At 66.4% G+C, this 17,164-nt stretch carries 19 protein-coding genes; 8 read left to right on the plus strand and 11 right to left on the minus strand.

All coding sequences use genetic code 11. The features are described 5' to 3' along the window. The first annotated feature begins 81 nt into the window (after positions 1-81). Positions 82-4,965 carry an NAD-glutamate dehydrogenase gene (locus tag AC1DOX_RS03475; protein ID WP_477112292.1) on the plus strand — a complete coding sequence of 1,628 codons (4,884 nt, stop codon included), beginning with the start codon at positions 82-84 and terminating at the stop codon, positions 4,963-4,965. A gap of 30 nt (positions 4,966-4,995) precedes the next feature. On the opposite strand, the gene AC1DOX_RS03480 is transcribed toward AC1DOX_RS03475, so the two are convergent. From AC1DOX_RS03480 to AC1DOX_RS03495, 4 genes are all read right to left on the minus strand, one after another. Further along, on the minus strand, positions 4,996-5,415 hold the full coding sequence (locus AC1DOX_RS03480; RefSeq protein WP_441615627.1) for a hypothetical protein: 420 nt from the start codon (positions 5,413-5,415) through the stop codon (positions 4,996-4,998). A gap of 79 nt (positions 5,416-5,494) precedes the next feature. Continuing rightward, a complete protein-coding gene (locus AC1DOX_RS03485) occupies positions 5,495-5,713 on the minus strand; it encodes a hypothetical protein (protein ID WP_441615096.1) in 219 nt (72 codons plus the stop codon). A 139-nt stretch (positions 5,714-5,852) separates the two neighbouring features. Continuing rightward, positions 5,853-6,086, minus strand: a complete 234-nt coding sequence (locus AC1DOX_RS03490; protein ID WP_441615098.1) for a hypothetical protein — start codon at positions 6,084-6,086, stop codon at positions 5,853-5,855. Between the two features lie 41 nt (positions 6,087-6,127). After that, complete coding sequence (locus tag AC1DOX_RS03495; protein ID WP_477101390.1) at positions 6,128-6,328, minus strand: hypothetical protein; 201 nt, start codon at positions 6,326-6,328, stop codon at positions 6,128-6,130. Positions 6,329-6,881: 553 nt separating this feature from the next. On the opposite strand from AC1DOX_RS03495, the gene AC1DOX_RS03500 reads away from it, so the two are divergent. Then, on the plus strand, positions 6,882-7,208 hold the full coding sequence (locus AC1DOX_RS03500) for a hypothetical protein (protein WP_441615102.1): 327 nt from the start codon (positions 6,882-6,884) through the stop codon (positions 7,206-7,208). A 67-nt stretch (positions 7,209-7,275) separates the two neighbouring features. Here AC1DOX_RS03500 and AC1DOX_RS03505 read toward each other — a convergent pair whose 3' ends face one another. Next, entirely contained in the window at positions 7,276-7,686 is a 411-nt protein-coding gene (locus tag AC1DOX_RS03505) for a winged helix-turn-helix domain-containing protein (RefSeq protein ID WP_477112293.1), read from the minus strand. 102 nt (positions 7,687-7,788) lie between these two features. On the opposite strand from AC1DOX_RS03505, the gene AC1DOX_RS03510 reads away from it, so the two are divergent. Together AC1DOX_RS03510 and AC1DOX_RS03515 are read left to right on the plus strand one after the other, a co-directional pair. Beyond that, positions 7,789-9,063: a DUF2325 domain-containing protein gene (locus tag AC1DOX_RS03510; RefSeq protein WP_441615106.1), complete on the plus strand. Its 1,275-nt coding sequence runs from the start codon at positions 7,789-7,791 to the stop codon at positions 9,061-9,063. Further along, a complete protein-coding gene (locus tag AC1DOX_RS03515; protein WP_441615108.1) occupies positions 9,060-9,554 on the plus strand; it encodes a molybdopterin-dependent oxidoreductase in 495 nt (164 codons plus the stop codon). Before AC1DOX_RS03510 ends, AC1DOX_RS03515 begins: the two co-directional genes overlap by 4 nt. A gap of 3 nt (positions 9,555-9,557) precedes the next feature. Here AC1DOX_RS03515 and AC1DOX_RS03520 read toward each other — a convergent pair whose 3' ends face one another. The 3 genes from AC1DOX_RS03520 to AC1DOX_RS03530 all read right to left on the minus strand — a co-directional run bounded on the left by AC1DOX_RS03520 (position 9,558) and on the right by AC1DOX_RS03530 (position 12,356). Beyond that, a complete protein-coding gene (locus tag AC1DOX_RS03520; protein WP_441615110.1) occupies positions 9,558-9,986 on the minus strand; it encodes a TOBE domain-containing protein in 429 nt (142 codons plus the stop codon). A 172-nt stretch (positions 9,987-10,158) separates the two neighbouring features. Beyond that, positions 10,159-11,616 (minus strand): sensor histidine kinase, encoded by a 1,458-nt coding sequence (locus tag AC1DOX_RS03525; protein ID WP_441615112.1) that lies wholly within the window; start codon positions 11,614-11,616, stop codon positions 10,159-10,161. Further along, entirely contained in the window at positions 11,613-12,356 is a 744-nt protein-coding gene (locus AC1DOX_RS03530; RefSeq protein ID WP_441615114.1) for a response regulator transcription factor, read from the minus strand. Before AC1DOX_RS03530 ends, AC1DOX_RS03525 begins: the two co-directional genes overlap by 4 nt. Positions 12,357-12,535: 179 nt before the next feature. Here AC1DOX_RS03530 and msrB point away from each other — a divergent pair, with 179 nt between their 5' ends. The 4 genes from msrB (at position 12,536) to AC1DOX_RS03550 (ending at position 16,269) form a co-directional block, all read left to right on the plus strand. After that, positions 12,536-13,057, plus strand: a complete 522-nt coding sequence (gene msrB, locus AC1DOX_RS03535; protein ID WP_441615116.1) for a peptide-methionine (R)-S-oxide reductase MsrB — start codon at positions 12,536-12,538, stop codon at positions 13,055-13,057. Positions 13,058-13,082: 25 nt separating this feature from the next. Then, on the plus strand, positions 13,083-14,936 hold the full coding sequence (locus AC1DOX_RS03540) for a cytochrome c biogenesis protein DipZ (RefSeq protein WP_441615118.1): 1,854 nt from the start codon (positions 13,083-13,085) through the stop codon (positions 14,934-14,936). Between the two features lie 27 nt (positions 14,937-14,963). Continuing rightward, on the plus strand, positions 14,964-15,698 hold the full coding sequence (msrA, locus tag AC1DOX_RS03545; RefSeq protein WP_441615120.1) for a peptide-methionine (S)-S-oxide reductase MsrA: 735 nt from the start codon (positions 14,964-14,966) through the stop codon (positions 15,696-15,698). Positions 15,699-15,780: 82 nt separating this feature from the next. Next, positions 15,781-16,269 carry a GAF domain-containing protein gene (locus AC1DOX_RS03550; RefSeq protein ID WP_441615122.1) on the plus strand — a complete coding sequence of 163 codons (489 nt, stop codon included), beginning with the start codon at positions 15,781-15,783 and terminating at the stop codon, positions 16,267-16,269. A gap of 32 nt (positions 16,270-16,301) precedes the next feature. Here AC1DOX_RS03550 and AC1DOX_RS03555 read toward each other — a convergent pair whose 3' ends face one another. The 3 genes from AC1DOX_RS03555 to AC1DOX_RS03565 all read right to left on the minus strand — a co-directional run bounded on the left by AC1DOX_RS03555 (position 16,302) and on the right by AC1DOX_RS03565 (position 17,115). Next, a complete protein-coding gene (locus AC1DOX_RS03555) occupies positions 16,302-16,565 on the minus strand; it encodes a hypothetical protein (RefSeq protein ID WP_441615124.1) in 264 nt (87 codons plus the stop codon). 2 nt (positions 16,566-16,567) lie between these two features. Beyond that, a complete protein-coding gene (locus AC1DOX_RS03560; protein ID WP_441615126.1) occupies positions 16,568-16,753 on the minus strand; it encodes a hypothetical protein in 186 nt (61 codons plus the stop codon). 164 nt (positions 16,754-16,917) lie between these two features. Further along, on the minus strand, positions 16,918-17,115 hold the full coding sequence (locus AC1DOX_RS03565; protein ID WP_441615667.1) for a hypothetical protein: 198 nt from the start codon (positions 17,113-17,115) through the stop codon (positions 16,918-16,920). Between the last annotated feature and the right edge of the window lie 49 nt (positions 17,116-17,164).

Here is a 17,164-nt window from a genome sequence, read left to right on the forward strand (position 1 = left end):
GGGCGTCGTCGTTTTGTCACCCGGGACCGGCAAATCTTTCCTACAGTGTGAGCATGCACCGGCACTCGCCGAGGAGACACCATGCCCCCGGAAAACGAAGAAAAAGTCGCGCAGATGCTGGAGGATCTGGTTGCATTCGCCCGCGAGCGATTGCCCGGCGCGACATTCGATGTAGTCGAACCGTTCCTGCGGCATTACTACGATCTGGCGGATGCCGAAGACCTGCTGGCGCGCAACGTCGCGGACCTCTACGGCGCCGTGATGGCGCACTGGCAGACCGCGCAGAAGTTCGTTCCCGGCACCGCGCGATTGCGCGTCTACAACCCCAACCTCGAAGAGCACGGCTGGCACTCGGACCATACGATCATCGAGATCGTCAACGACGACATGCCGTTTCTGGTCGATTCCGTGACGATGGAAATCAACCGGCTCGGGCTGACGCTTCATTCCGCCATTCATCCGGTGTTCCGCGTCTGCCGCAATGCAAGCGGCGGCATCGACAGCATCGGCCTGGGCGGCAGCGAAACCAGCACGGCCACATGCCGGCTGGAATCGTTTATCCATTTCGAGGTCGACCGCACCGGCGAGGCCGCGCGGCTTGACGCGCTGCGCACCGGCATCGCCCGCATCCTGGGCGATGTACGCGCCGCCGTGGAAGACTGGCCCCGCATGCAGCAGATCGCGCGCGACACCATCGCCAGCATGGCGCAGGCGCCGGACGCATCCGCGCCGGATGCGGTCGAGGCGCGCGCATTCCTGGAATGGCTGCTCGACGACCATTTCTCCTTCCTGGGCCAGCGCGACTACGAACTGGTCCCGCGCGACGGCCAGTATTTCCTGCGCGGCGTGCCGGGCTCCGGGTCGGGCATTCTGCGCGAAGCGCTGCGCGAACCCGGCGAGGATGACCTGACGCCGCTCCCCCTTGCCGCCAAGGCCATCATCGAAGGCGCATCGCCCATCTTCCTGACCAAGGCCAATTCGCGTGCCACCGTGCACCGGCCCGGCTACCTCGACTACATCGGCGTGAAGCTGCTGGATGCCAACGGCAAGCTGTTCGGCGAACGGCGATTCGTGGGCCTCTACACCTCGACGGCCTACATGGTCAGCACCAGCGAGATCCCGCTGCTGCGGCGCAAGTGCGCCAACATCCTGGCGCGCGCGGGGTTCCTGACCAAGGGCCACCTGTACAAGTCGCTCGTGACGATCCTCGAACAGTATCCTCGCGATGACCTGTTCCAGGCCGATGAAGACGACCTGTTCGACATCACGCTTGGCATCCTGCGCCTGCAGGAACACCAGCGTACGCGCCTGTTCGTGCGGCGCGACCGCTTCGACCGCTTCATCTCGTGCCTGGTATTCGTGCCGCGCGACAAGTACAACACCGACCTGCGCCAGCGCATCCAGAAACTGATGATGCAGGCCTTCAACGGCACCGGCTGCGAGTTCACGCCACTGCTGTCGGAGTCGCCACTTGCCCGCATCCAGATCACCGTGCGCGGCGAGCCAGGCACGATGCCGGAAGTCGATACGCGCGAACTCGAGGCCCGCATCGTGCAGGCCACGCGCCGCTGGCAGGACGACCTGGCCGAGGCGTTGCACGACACGCGCGGCGAGGAACAGGGCAACCGGCTGTTGCGCCGCTATGGCGATTCGTTCCCGGCCGGGTATCTTGAAGACTATGCCGCCCGCACGGCGGTGCGCGACATCGAACTGATGGAGCTGGCCCGCCAGCACCCGAGCGGCCTGGCGATGAACCTCTACCGGCCCATCGAGGCCGCGTCGGGCGCATTCCGCTTCAAGGTGTTTCGCGCGGGAGAACCCATCGCGCTGTCGCTGAGCCTGCCGATGCTCGAACACCTTGGCGTGCGTGTGGACGAGGAGCGTCCGTACCTGATCGAACCCGACGCCGGCGCGCCGGTCTGGATCCACGACTTCGGGCTGGAGATCGTCGCCGACCAGGACGGCCAGCGGCCCGACGTCGATATCGAACGCATCAAGCCGCTGTTCGAGGACGCCTTTGCGCGCGCCTGGAACGGCGAGATCGAGAATGACGACTTCAACCGCCTGGTGCTGCGCGCCAGCCTGGCCGCGCGCGACGTGACCATTCTGCGCGCCTACGCCAAGTACCTGCGCCAGGTCGGCTCGACGTTCAGCAACGCCTATATCGAGCGCGCACTGACCGCCAACCCGACCATCGCCTCGATGCTGGTGTCGCTGTTCGTGTCGCGCTTCGACCCGGCCACGGCCACACCCGGCACCACCGGCTGCGCACCCGACGACACACGTTGCCAGCGCGTGCTGGCCGACATCGAGGCCGCGCTGGACCAGGTCCCCAATCTCGACGAGGACCGTATCCTGCGGCTGTTCCTGAACGTCATCAACGCCACGGTCCGGACCAACTATTTCTACCGCGACGCCGAGGGCCAGCCGCGCCCCTATGTCTCGTTCAAGTTCAACCCGGCGCTGGTACAGGGCTTGCCCGAGCCGCGGCCGATGTTCGAGATCTGGGTCTATTCGCCACGCGTGGAAGGCGTGCACCTGCGCGGCGGCCGCGTGGCGCGGGGCGGCCTGCGCTGGTCGGACCGGCGCGAGGATTTCCGCACCGAGGTGCTGGGCCTGATGAAGGCGCAGATGGTCAAGAACACGGTCATCGTGCCAGTGGGCTCCAAGGGCGGCTTCGTGGTCAAGCGCCCGCCGCCCGCCACCGACCGCGACGCCTTCCTGGCGGAGGGCATCGCCTGCTACCAGACCTTCCTGTGCGGGCTGCTGGACCTGACCGACAACCTCGTCGCCGGCGAAGTGATACCGCCGCCGGAGATCGTCCGGCATGACGAATCCGACCCCTACCTGGTCGTGGCGGCCGACAAGGGCACGGCCACGTTCTCCGACTACGCCAACGCCATCTCGGCCGACTACCGCTTCTGGCTCGGCGATGCCTTCGCCTCGGGCGGCTCGGTCGGATACGACCACAAGAAAATGGGCATCACCGCGCGTGGCGCGTGGGAAAGCGTCAAGCGCCATTTCCGCGAGATGGGCATCGACATTCAGACCACGCCATTCAGCGTGGTAGGCGTCGGCGACATGTCGGGTGACGTGTTCGGCAACGGCATGCTGCTGTCGCCCCATATCCGGCTGGTGGCCGCTTTCGACCATCGCCATGTCTTCCTGGACCCCGATCCCGACTGCGCGAAGAGCCTGGCCGAGCGCACGCGGATATTCGCCCTGCCCCGTTCGAGCTGGGCCGACTACGACACCTCGCTGATCTCGGCAGGCGGCGGCATCTATCCGCGCACGGCCAAGACCATCGCACTGACGCCGCAGGTGCAGGCGGTACTCGGCATCACGGCGGCATCGTTGTCGCCGGCGGAGCTGATTCACGCGATCCTGATGGCGCCCGTGGACCTGCTCTACAACGGCGGCATCGGCACCTACGTCAAGTCCAGCGCGGAAACTCACCAGCAGGTTGGCGACCGCGCCAACGATGCCGTGCGCGTGAACGGCTCCGAACTGCGTTGCAAGGTGGTGGGCGAAGGCGGCAACCTGGGCTTCACACAGCTCGGACGGATCGAATTCGCACGCAATGGCGGACGGATCTACACGGACGCCATCGACAACTCGGCGGGGGTGGACTGCTCCGACCACGAGGTCAACATCAAGATCCTGCTGGGCATCGTGGTGGCTGATGGCGAGATGACCATGAAGCAACGCAACAAGTTGCTTGCGGAGATGACGGACGAGGTCGGGCTGCTGGTGCTGCAGGACAACTACTACCAGACCCAGGCGCTGTCCGTGGCCGGGCGCGAGGCGCCGACGCTGGTGGATCCCGAGGCGCGCCTGATCCGCTGGCTCGAGCGCGCGGGCCGGCTCAACCGTCCGCTGGAGTTCCTGCCGGCCGAGGAAGAGATTGCCGAGCGCAAGGCATTGGGCGCAGGGCTGACATCGCCCGAACGCGCCGTGCTGCTGGCCTACAGCAAGATGTGGCTGTACGACGAACTGCTGGCCTCCGACGTGCCCGAAGACCCGCTCGTCAACGGCTTGCTGGCCGACTACTTCCCGCAGCCGCTGCGCCAGCGCCATGCGGAGACGATGCAGCGCCACCCGCTGCGGCGCGAGATCCTGGCCACGCACCTGACCAACATGCTCGTCAACCGCATCGGCGCCACGTTCGTCCATCACCTCATGGAAGAGACCGACGGGCGCCCCGCGGATATCGTGCGGGCGTGCCTGCTGGCGCGCGATGTCTTCGGACTGACCGCGCTGTGGGAACGCATCGATGCGCTCGACAACCGGGTCGAGGACGCGGTGCAGGCGCGCATGTTCGGCGCGCTGGGCCGCCTGCTGGAACGGGCCACCCTCTGGTTCGTGCGCTATCTGCGCGGGGGCGGCAAGGTGGAGCCGGGTGCGACGCGCTTCGTGGAGGCCGCGCAGTGGCTCACGCCGCAGTTGTCCACGCTGCTCCCGCCCGACGCCGCACAGGCGATGGCCGAGCGCGCCATGACCCTGAATGAAGCCGGCGTCGACGAGGACCTGGCCCTGCGCGTGGCCGCCAGCGATATCGCCGCGGCGGCGCTCGACATCGCCGAAGTGGCGGCCATATGCGACCGCAGCCTGGCCGCCGTGGCCGGGGTCTACTTCGCCCTCGACACGGAACTCAACTTCGGGTGGCTGCGCGAGCGCGCGTTCTCCTTGCCAGCCGATACGCACTGGGACCTGCTGGCGCGCACCACGACGCTGGAAGACCTGGGCCGCCTGAAACGCGCGTTGACAACAAGCGTATTGGGCCAGTCGCGCGACATGGACGACGCCCAGGCGCTGATCGAGGGCTGGCGTGGCAGCCGTCAGGTAGCCCTGGACCGCTACGCGCAGATGCTGACCGACCAGCGCGCTTCAGGCGCCTCGGGCGCTGCCGGGCTGTCGATGCTGTCGGTCGCGGTGCGTGAAATCGGGCTGCTGGAACGCGGCTAGAGACGACGGGCCGGAGGAAATCGCGCCGCGTCAGGCGCGATTTCCTCCGCCCGCTTCGTCACCGTCCTCTTCGTCGATGACGTCATCGTCGTCCATATCGCGCAGCGGCTCCATGTCGTCGGTAGCGCTGCCGAAATCGTCGCTGCCATCGCCGCGTGCGCGGAATTCCAGGCCAAGCCGCAAGAAGAGATCGAACGCGTCGGACAGCAAGTGCTTCTGGCGTGGCAAAAGGCTCGCGTACGGCATGTCATAGATCGACTGGTGCGCCCCGCGCGCGCCCTTGAGGCCGCGGTCACGTGCGATGTCGGACATCAACGCCGCAAAGCCGGAGAGATCCTGTGCCGCCAGCGCGGCATTGAGCACGCGCGCGATGACTTGCGGCGATGCACCCGCCCATCCAATGACTTCGGCATTGGAGGCGGAATCGTGGGATAGATCGCTAATGTCCATCATTGTCTTAACGGTCCCGCCTCGGCTGGCTTGAGCCAACGTGTGTATCGCAATCCACGTCGCCCCCCTTGCGTGGGGATCAGGGCCGTCGGCCGTTGGGGCGCTCGGTATCCGCGCCGGGTTGATCGCGAAGGGGCTGCTTGTATTCGACGCTGCCGTCGCTCTTGTTACTGGCCATCAGCCGGTTGCGCGCACCGCACAGCGGACAGCGAAAGAGGGGCCCTTGCCCTTCGTTCTTGATCGTTACCTCGCCGTGCGCCCATTGCGCACCGCAGGATTGGTTCTGGCAGACAAACATCGTGGACTCCGAAAGACGCGGCGAATCGTATCACGCGTGCCTGCGACATCGCATCGCACGAGCCCATCCGGCGGCCCCTACCTTGGCGGGATGGCACGCATCACGCCCCACTGCATCGCACGCCGACGCGTGACGAGCGCTACGTGCCGGCCTCGGCCGGGTCCTTCGGCCGCGCCCCCATGCGCCACATGTTGGGCGGCTCGCCAAGCTCTGTGCTCTGGTACATCCACGCGCCGCAACCCGTGCAGCGCCAGCGGCTGTCGACCTTGCAGCGATTGGGCTTGAGTCCGATGCCAGACGCGGCAAGATCTTCATGAGGCGGCACACTCGCCGGCTCGCCCACCAGCAGGTGACAAAGGTCACAGGCTTGCATCACAGTCTCCTGTCATCGTCCTTCACGATTGACCGGCTTCGTCAGCCATTGCTCTGCACCCAGTGCCGCGCCCAGGCACCGGCGGCCATGCGCGCCTCGGCCGGCGTGGGATAGGTTGCGGGCGGCCCTCCGGCCTCCTGCACCACCGCGCCGGCTTCCCAGATGTCGCACCATGCCTTGTACCGATCCGCACCCAGGGCCTGCCAGAACAGGTGAACGACAAAGCCCCGGTACTCGAACATATCCGCGCCGGATTCCGGCCCAGACTCCGACACCAACGTCGACGCCGGGGGCGCGGACTGCGCCACGGCCGACGCCCGGTCGGGCGTTCTTTCGGATATTCCATCTGGCATTCGGTCGGGCATGCGATCGCGCCCGGGTTGGACCTCTCCGCCATCCTGTTCCGACGGTCGCGCGCGGCCCGCGCAAGCGAACACAGCGCACAGGCAAGCCGCCACGGCGCCCGTCAGCACGCCGACGGCAAACCAGCACGCGGTTCGTTCCCACTGCCTGTCATGTTGGCTGTCAAGTTGCCCCATCGCGATCCCCCTTGCAGCGACGCTCTCCGATAACAAGACGCGCCGGATGATCGGAGGTTCCTGGTTCAGGTTATACCAAAGCGACGTGGACGCCAGCCCGGCGCCGCCTGGATGCCCGCCTCCCAAGACATTGCCGGTGTCGCGGCAAATGAGAATCCGGAACCTTCATCGACCGCGCGACGTGGCTATACTGTATATTCATACAGTGCTCGACCGGCCTCCAGACGACTGCCCGCTGTCCGGCATTGACGTCGAATTGACGCCGAGAATCGCCACCGCCATCCCGTTCGCCACGCCGCCACATCGCCGCCACCTATCCGCCATGACCGCCTACCTGCCCGCCTCGATCCTGCTGGAAGCCCACTACTTTGGCGATGACGCCGAAATGCTGCGCCTGCCCTGCGCCAGCGTCACCGTGCAAGGCGGTGCAATCGTCGTGGATGGCGTGGAAATCCGGCATCTGCGCGCGCTGCGCTGGACACCGGACTATCTGTCCTTCGACGCCGGAGGCGACCGTCATCGCTACCCGGTCAGCCGCCCTGCCGTGGTTGGGCCACAGGCGGCGCGCTTCGCGTTGTTGTGAGGGAGGGGGTGAAGAGATTCCATCAGCCCGGCATCGGGTCTGACCAGCCATTGCGGCCAGCGCGATGCTAGCGGGACGGCCCTGCCAGCAGCGCCAGCAAATCCCTGATCTGCGCGGCGCTGCCATCCATCGCCTGTTGCTCGATCGTGCGGTACAGGCGGATGACGGCTTCACCCTCAGGTGTCAGCACGCTACCACCGCCATGCTGCCCGCCCTGATCTGAGGACACGGCCGGCACACGCATGGACTGGTTGATCTCCTGCAGCAGTACCCAGGCTCGGCGATAGGACATTTCCAGGCTTTTGGCGGCCCGCGAGATCGATCCGTGGTCGCGGATCGCTTCCAGCAGCGCGACCTTGCCCGGGCCGATGGCGATGGTGTCTCCCAGCATTACGCGCATGCGGAAGGCCACCGTCGGATCGCCGGTCGCGGCGTCTGCGGTAGCGGAGGCAGGTTTTATTTTTCTGGTGGTCGGCATGCGCGGGAGTCTACCTGATGACCTTGCGCGCGTGAGGTGCACGCCACGCCAAAGCGTTATATCCGATGGTATATTTCGGTGTCGCATTCCAGTGAGGAACGCATGCACCAACTGCCATTTCGCCTGGCGCACCCCGGTCTCCTGGGGGCCTCGGGCGCCACCACCACGTTCGCCAGCCCGGACTGCTGCACGCCCGACGCCGCGTCGCGCGCAGCGCCGGCCCGTCGCCGCCTGCCGCTTTCCGGGTTCGACACGCGCTACCACTGCTCGCTGATCGGCACCTGTATGACCACCAGCGAACTTCGCAAGCTGGTGGCAAAGTTCGTCGCGATAGATCGACAGGCCGGCGATCTCGATATTCACCACGAAGCGGTCACACTGGCCACTGCCGGCGGTGACGGGTGCAAGGCATTGCAGAAGGCGCTCGATGATCGGCACGCGCTGGCAATCCGCCGCTTTGCCGCCGCCAAAAGCGCCGAAGCTGTCCAGGCGATGTGGCAGCAGGAGCTGGAATCGGACGATATTCCCGGCAACTACTGGGCAACGATGACGCATCCGGCATCCACCGTCGCCTTGCGGCAGGCCGCGTTTGGCGACGTGCACATGCTGTCGCATCTGGTGGGCGCCGCCAACCGGGCCGATATCCAGCGGCTGGTGGCACTCGAGGCGGAGAACGCGGCGTTGCGTGACAAGATCGACGCGCAGCAGCTTCGGCTCCAACAGGCCAGTGTGGACAAGGCAGCGGCCCTGCGCGATGCGGCCAGGGACATCGCCGCACTGCGGCAACGCGTGGCCCAGCTGGAGCCATCGCACGGCGACGAAACGACACATGACATCGACGCGCTCCGTGCCGTGCTGGCGGAGCGCGACGAGGCATTCGCGCTGCAAGCGGACCGCCTGGACGCAGCCGAGCAGCGCGCCCAGACTGCGCAGGCCCTTGCGGAGCAGCGTGACAAGGCGCTCGAAACCGCTATGGTGCAACTGGCCGCCCTGCGTGCCGAAGCGGCCGCCATGGAGGCCGCGCTCTCCGCCGCCTGGGAGGATAACAGCGCCATGCAGCAACCGGCTGCACTGCGCCTGTCTGGCCAGCGCATCGTCTACGTTGGTGGCCGCCCCGGCCCCACACGCAGGCTCAAGACCCTGGTGGAAACCGCCGGCGGCACCTTCGACGCGCACGATGGCGGCATCGAAGACCGCAAGGGCCTGCTGGCAGCGATGGTGGCGCGCGCCAATATGGTCGTATTTCCGGTGGATTGCATCGATCACGACTCGATGCACACGCTCAAGCGCGTCTGCGAACAGCACGGCGTGCGCTATCACCCGGTCCGGACCGCCAGCGTAGCGAGCTTCGTGGAACTGGCGGCGAGGCTGGCATGACGCGCACGGCATGGACAGACGCGCCAGACACCGCGGTGAATTTCTCGGTCAGTCTGGTTATCGACGGCGCACTGCCGTCGTGTGGCCGGCTTGACCGCGACACCCTGCTGAAGCTGGCCGACGTCAGCGCGGGACCGGCCACGATTCAGTGCTTTTCCGGGCGGCATATCCGCGACGTCGGCCAGTTTCGCGGCGTGCCGCTCACACGGCTGCTCGACATGGCCGGCATGCAATCGCTCCCGCGCTCCCAGTGCAAGCAGTTCGTGATTGCCGCCCAGGCCGGCGACGGCTACGCCTGCCTGTTCACATGGCACGAGTTGTACAACTCGCCGATCGGCGCGGGCGTGCTCATCCTCGTGGAACAGGACGGCGAGATCCTGCCCCTCGCCGCCGGCGGACTGCAGTTGATTTCGCTACACGACACCCGCCTGGGCCCGCGCCAGGCGATTGCGCTCAACCGGATTTCGGTGACGCGCTGGCAGCGCGCCTGATCGTCAGGCGTCGACTGCGACGAGCACGCTCGATGCCTTGAACAACGCGGCGGCGGCCTTGCCCACCGCCAGCCCCAGCCGGTCGGCGCTGCTGTTGGTGATGATGGCCGCCACGGCCAGGCCGGCGTCGTCGGCAATCGTCACATCGGTATTGACGGCACCCTTCTTGATCTCGGTGACCTTGCCTTGCACGAAGTTGCGGGCAGACACCTTGCTGGCATCAGCATCGATCATCACGATGACGGAAGTCGCCTTGACCATCGCCACGGCCTTCTTGCCCGGTTTCAGGCCAAGGCGGGCCGTGCTGTCGCTGGTGACCGTCGCCACGATCTGCTGACCGCCGGCCAGCTTGATGACGACCTCGTCGTTGACCGCACCTGCGATGACGCCGGCGACTTCGCCCGAGAACTGGTTGCGCGCGCTGGTTTGCATGGTGTTTCCTCCGTCTGCGTTGTTGGATGCGATTGGGATGCGACGCGTCAGAGTGTGCCCCACGCAACGGGTTGTGGATAGCCTGCCATCCGACTGGGTTGCATCCTGTTGCGCATCACCGTCCACATCGCGTGACTTGCACTCGCCATCGACGATTCGGATACGACGCGACTCACCCCATCGACTTGGGCAGTCCGGCCACGCGCAGTTCGAAACACAGGGTGGTTCCACTGCCGCCCTCCACCAGCCGCACCTGACTATGGTTGAGCTGCAGCATGCGCTGCACGATCAGCAATCCCAGTCCGCCCCCGCGATGGGCGCCGCCTGACGGGAACGGCCGCTGGAAGATCGACTCGCGCAATGCCGGCGGAATGCCGGGCCCGTTGTCGCTGACGGTCACCGCCACCTTGCCGTCGCGATAGGCCAGGTCGACTTCGACCACACCCTCCGCGGGCGTGTGCCGGATTGCGTTATCCAGCAGGTTGGTCAGCACGCGCTCGATCATGCCGAGGTCAGCCGTCACGGCCGGCAACGCCGGCGGCAACCCCGCGCGCAATTGCAGGTGCTTGGCCTGCGCCGGCAGCGCGAATTTCTCGAGCACATCCTGCGTCAGGTCCACGATCGAGAAGGCCTCCGGCGCCGCCTGCACCATGCCGTGCTCCAGTCGCGCCAGTTCGAACAGCGACTGTGCCAGCCCGCCCACCTTGACGCTTTGCGCCAGCGCGATGGCCAGGTAGCGCTGACGCTCCTCGGGCCCGAGCTTGTCGGCCTTCAGCGACAGCGTCTCCAGGTACCCGTGCAGCGAAGCCAGTGGCGTACGCAGATCATGCGAGATATTGGCCACCATCTCGCGGCGCTCCTGATCCTGCTGCTTCAATGTGCGCCACTGCGCCTCGATGCGATCCGCCATCTGCCGGAAGGCGGCCTCCAGCGCGGCAATTTCGTCGCGCGGCGCCGGCGCCGCAGGCACCATCGCGGGCTGCGGGACGTCGCCGGAATTGAACTGACGCATCGCCTGCGTCAGCCGCCGCAGCGGCCGCGTAATCAACGCAAACGCGACCAAGCCGGCCACCAGACCCAGCGCCGCGACGAGCGCCATCGACCACAACGTGGTCCGCATAACGGAACTCTCCGTTGCCTGCGCGGCCAGCCTGTCGTGGGTCTCCCCCATCAGCACGACATAGATATAGCCGCCCTGCCGCAGCGGCGCCGCGCTGAAGACCTTGCGCGCCGATGCGCTGCGCGGGTCGTCGCCGAGGATGGGCAGCGCGCCACCATCGATCAACCGCTTCACCGGTGCCAGGTCCACGCGGTCACGAATCAGATGGCCGCTCGGCGCGTCGTGCCCGCGAATGCGGCCCGTATCGTCGAGCAGATAGACCTCCACGCTCGGGTTCAGCACCATCAACTGCCCGAACAACTGGCGCAGTGCCTCGGGCTCGATCGCGCTCTGGTCCGCCACCAGCGCGTTCCGGCCGATGTACGCCGCCAGCCCGCGCGACAGACCCTGGACGACCTCTTTCTCATGCATCGCATTGGCGCGCACCTGCAACCAGGCGGACGCGCCGCAGCAGGCCAGCAGCAACGCGACGAAGACGGCGGACAGCCGCTGGGTCAGCGACAGATTCACGATGGCTCTCCCGCTCCGCCCGCGCCGGCTGCCTCGGGTTCGGCCACGAATCGATAGCCGCGCCGCCAGACCGTCAGGATGCGCTGCGGCTGCGCCGGGTCCGCCTCGATCTTGGTCCGCAGGCGGTTGATATGCGTGTTCACCGTATGCTCGTAACCTTCATGCTGATAGCCCCAAACCGCGTTGAGCAAGTCCATCCGCGAAAACACCTTGCCGGGATGGCGCGCGAAAAAATACAGCAGATCGAACTCGCGGGGCGTCAGGTCGAGCCGCTTGCCGTCGACTGTGGCTTCTCGCGCAAGGGGATCGATCGTCAGCCCGCCGAGCTCGAGGCTGCCGGCATCGGCGCGCACATCTTTGGCCATCGCCTCCACGCGCCGCAGCAGCGCCTTGACGCGCGCCACCAGTTCCAGCACGGAGAACGGCTTGGCCAGGTAGTCATCGGCCCCGAGTTCCAGGCCGAGGATGCGATGCACCTCGCTCGAACGCGCGCTGGTGATGATGATCGGCGTGTAGCGGGTCATCGCCCGGGCACGCCGGCAAATCTCCAGGCCATCCACGCCGGGGAGCATCAGGTCCAGCACCAGTGCATCCCAGCCGCCCTGCTCCAGCAGCCGCAAGCCTTCGGCACCGTCGGCGCTATGCACGACCTCGTAGCGCTCGTCGCGCAGATGCATGGCCAGCACGGTGGCAATGCCGATGTCGTCCTCGACGAGCAGAATGCGCTTGAGATGTTCCATGGGCGGGGGCGATGGGTGGGTCCGTGGCCGACAGCGGATAATCGCCGGCATCGGCCCTATTGTGCAGAAAACCGGCCTGGCGAGTTATCACGGATTGTTTAAGGTTTGGCGAGGACTCCGACACGGCCCCGCGCCTAGGATGCCGTCACGATCGGTTCAACCCCGCCTGGGAGTCCATCATGCGCATCAGCAGACGCTTTTTGTTGTCGGGTGGCACCCTGACTGCCACGCTCGCCGCCGTGGGCGGCTGGCGTGCGTTGGTCGGTGGCGCCGCCAATGCCGGCGAGACCCGCAAGGCCGCGGAACGCTTCGAGGTCACCCTGAGCGACGACGCGTGGCGCCAGAAGCTGTCCCCCGCCCAGTACGCCGTGCTGCGCAATGAGGCCACGGAGCGGCCCTTCAGCAGCCCGCTCAACAACGAGCACCGCACCGGTGTCTTTGCGTGCGCCGGCTGCCAGCTTGACCTGTTTTCCTCGAAGACCAAGTTCGATAGCGGCACCGGCTGGCCGAGTTTCTGGGCGCCGCTGGAGCACGCCGTGGGCACCACCGAGGACCGTACTTTCGGCATGCTGCGCACCGAGGTCCATTGCCGGCGCTGCGGCGGCCATCTTGGTCACGTCTTCGACGACGGCCCCAAGCCGACCGGCCTGCGCTATTGCATGAACGGCGTGGCCATGACTTTCCGCCCCACCGCCGCCTGACTCCACTCCTGACGCACACCGAACCATGCTGCTTCTCGTCCTCGCCTATCTCGGCGGCGCGCTCACCATCCTGAGCCCCTGCATCCTGCCCGTGCTCCCGTTCGTCTTCGCCCGCGCCGACCAGCCGTTCGCGCGCAGCGGCCTGCCGCTGCTGGCCGGCATGGGCCTCACCTTCGCGCTGGTGGCCACGCTGGCGGCCGTGGGTGGCGGCTGGGTGGCGCAGGCCAACCAGTACGGCCGCTGGCTCGCCATCGCGCTGCTGGCCGTCTTCGGACTGACCCTGCTGCTGCCGAAGTTTGCGGAGCGACTGATGCGTCCACTGGTCAACGCCGGTAGCCGCCTTTCCAACTTTGCCCAATCCGATGGCCGCGCGGCCAGCCCGGGATCGTCGTTCCTGCTCGGCATCGCCACCGGCCTGCTCTGGGCGCCCTGCGCGGGGCCGATTCTCGGCCTCGTGCTGACCGGTGCGGCGCTGCAAGGCGCCAATCTGCACACCACCCTGCTGCTGGTGGCTTACGCTGCCGGCGCGGCGACGTCGCTCGCGGTGGCCCTGCTGATCGGCGGACGCGTGTTCGCAGCCATGAAGCGTTCGCTCGACGCCGGCGAATGGATTCGCCGCGGAATCGGCGCCGCCATGCTCGTTGGCGTGGTGGCGATCGGCCTGGGTCTCGATACCGGTGTGCTGGCGCGTGTGTCGACGATTGCCACGGGTGGGCTGGAACAGCATCTCGTCGACAAGCTGGCCGATAACAAACCCGCCGGGAGCCAGGGCGGCGCGATGATGAGCGCCAATCCGCAAGGCACGAATCCGGTGGCGATGTCGGGCACAGCGCCTGCCGCCGATGGTGGCGCGATGATGATGCGCGCCGCCGGAGGGCAAGCCGCGGCACTGCCGGTCGAGGGCCAGTTCCCGGGGCTCGACGGTGCGGTCGAATGGCTGAACTCGCCGCCCCTCACCGCCGAGGGCCTGCGCGGCAAGGTCGTGCTGATCGACTTCTGGACCTACTCCTGCATCAACTGCCTGCGCGCGCTGCCGTACGTGAAGGCGTGGGCTGACAAGTACAAGGATCAGGGGCTCGTCGTCATCGGCGTGCACGCGCCGGAATTCGCGTTCGAGCGCAATATCGACAACGTGAAGAAGGCGACGCGCGACCTGGGCGTGACCTACCCGGTGGCCATCGACAACAACTTTGCGATCTGGCGCGCCTTCGGCAACCAGTACTGGCCCGCACACTACTTCATCGATGCTCAGGGCCGCATCCGCTTTCATCATTTCGGCGAAGGCGAATATGCCCACTCCGAAGCCGTGATCCGCCAACTGCTGGCCGAAGCCGGCCACGCCGACGTGGCCAGGGTGGCCACGACCATGACTGTCGCGCCGGACAGCAAGGCCGGCAATGGGGTGGAAATGGCGGCGGATAACGACGCGATGCAATCGCCGGAGACTTACATCGGCTACGAGCGCGCGGAGAACTTCGGCTCCCCCGGCGGCGCGGCGCACGACCGTCCGAAGGACTACACGGCGCCCGCAAAGCCCGATCTGAACCAATGGGGCCTTGCCGGCAACTGGCACGTCGGCGCGGAACACGCGACGCTGGGCCACGCGAACGGCCGCATCGTCTACCGCTTCCACGCACGCGATCTGCACCTCGTGCTCGGCCCCGGCCAGGACGGCAAGCCGGTGCGCTTCCGCGTGACGATCGACGGCGCGGCACCGGGCGCGTCCCACGGCACCGATACCACGCCGGATGGCGCCGGCAAGGTCACGGCCCAGCGGCTCTATCAGCTGGTGCGGCAAGACGGCGACATCCGCGACCGCACCTTTGCGATTGAATTTCTCGATCCCGGCGTGGAGGCCTATGCCTTCACGTTCGGCTAACCCCTTCGATAATCAAGGAAGCTCATCATGAACGCGATTGCAGCACTGCAGCGCTGGACGCGCCCCACCACGCTCAAATTCATGGGCCTGGCCATGCTGGTGGCGGTTGCCGCCGTGTGGGAGCGCCCCGCGCTGTCCGCCGAGGAAGCCGTACGCATCCCCGCTCCCACGCAGGACGAAAAATCCGGCGACGCACACACCGCCACGGCCGTATTCGCCGGGGGCTGCTTCTGGGGCGTCCAGGGCGTCTTCCAGCATATTCGCGGCGTGACGCGCGTCACGTCGGGCTATGCCGGTGGCGCGGCCAGCACGGCCCAGTACGAGAAAGTCGGCTCGGGCACCACGGGCCACGCGGAATCCGTCGAGGTCCGCTACGACCCGACGCAGATCAGCTACGGCAAGTTGCTGCAAGTCTTCTTCTCCGTGGCGCATAACCCCACCCAGCTCAACTATCAGGGCCCGGACCACGGCACGCAGTATCGGTCGGCGATCTTCCCCGTCACGCCGGCACAGCGCAAGATCGCCGAGGCCTATATCGCCCAGCTTGGCGCGGCCAAGTCATTCCGCGCGCCCATCGTGACACGCGTGGAAGACTACAAGGGCTTCTATCCGGCGGAGGCCTATCACCAGGACTTCCTGACGAAGAATCCGAACTATCCGTACATCGTGATCAACGATCTTCCCAAGATCGGCAACCTGAAGCAGGTCTTCCCCGACCTCTATCGCAACGACCCGGTGCTGCTGACCAAATCCGGTACCTGACATGGCGACGCGGGATTCCGCGCCATGCGAGAATCCCGCAGTGCCCCGCGTGGGGCGCGTCATTTCCGTCACGGACCTGATCATGTTCCAGCTTTCCGACGATGCGTCGTTCCGCTCCAAGGCCGATCACTACGCCGAACTCGTCACACAGGCGCGTGCGCTGCTGGCCGATGAACGCGACCGCATCGCCAACGCCGCCAACTTCTCGGCACTGCTCTACCACTCGCTATCCGACCTGAACTGGGCGGGCTTCTACTTCTACGATGGCACCGAGCTGGTGGTGGGACCCTTCCAGGGCAAGCCAGCCTGCGTGAGGATTCCGATTGGCAAGGGTGTGTGCGGCACGGCAGCGCAAACGCGCGAGACGCAGGTGGTGCCCGACGTGCACGCGTTCCCGGGCCATATCGCCTGCGACGCGGCGTCGCGCTCGGAGATCGTCGTGCCGCTGTTTGCCTCCAATGGATCGCTGATCGGCGTGTGGGATGTGGACAGCCCTGTCCCCGGCAGGTTTGACGAGGAGGATGCACGGGGCATGGAGGCGCTGTGCCGGGCGTTTGTGGAGCTCAGTTGAGGGGTGCGGCCGCCTGGCTGTGGCACGACCGGTTAGTCGGCAAGCGGGACGCCGAACACGCCCTGCTGCAGATCGCGTTCGAAATCGCGTAGCCAGGTGTCGCTGCCGTCCAGCGCGTAGTGCTGAAGATCGCCGCCGGTGATGCGGGTAACGGTCAGATTGCGGCCAGCCTTGTCGGGCCGATCATCCCAGTCGACCTCGAAATCGTCGTGCACGAACCCGTGCCGCAGACAGGCTTTTTCGAAGCCTTCGCGCGCGGCGTCGGGGAGATCGTCGAAGCGATATTGCCTCGCCATGTTCAGCTCCCCAGCACCCCGAAGAACTCGGCTACACCTGAAGCCAGCTCCAGGATATCGACGCCGGCTTCAATGGAATCCGCGGTATCGCCGATGACATTTATCGTCCGCTCTCGCGCGGATTGCTGCGGCGCCTGCGAGATGTCTGCCAGAGATTGCACGTCAAAGCCAGGATTGGTTGTCGACATGGCGGCTCTTCGATATGGAGTCGCGACATCGTAGCATGGCAGATCGCCCTTTGATCGATGCCATGGCAGGCTGGGGATACCCCCCGCCAATCGACCCGGCCGCCCTCATTGACTGGCCAGATCATGGCGACGGGCAACGGCTTGGCGCGGCGCCATGTTCTGCTCTAGCACTGCCCTTTCTTGGCCTTGCCGGGCGGGCAGAAAGACTCGTTGCCGTATTGATCGACACGACAGTTGCCCTTCTTGGCCTGCCCGGGCGGGCAACCCGGGCCGCCTGCCGGCTCGTCGTAGGGATAGGGGGCGACAACACAGCCGCTTAGCAAAGTTGCGCATGCGGCGATGATTGCAAGGAAGGCTTTCAACGATTTCTCCTGATTGGTGAATCTTGTGACGAGAGGATACTGCGCGGCC

This window comes from Cupriavidus sp. 01L415, from assembly GCF_056400065.1.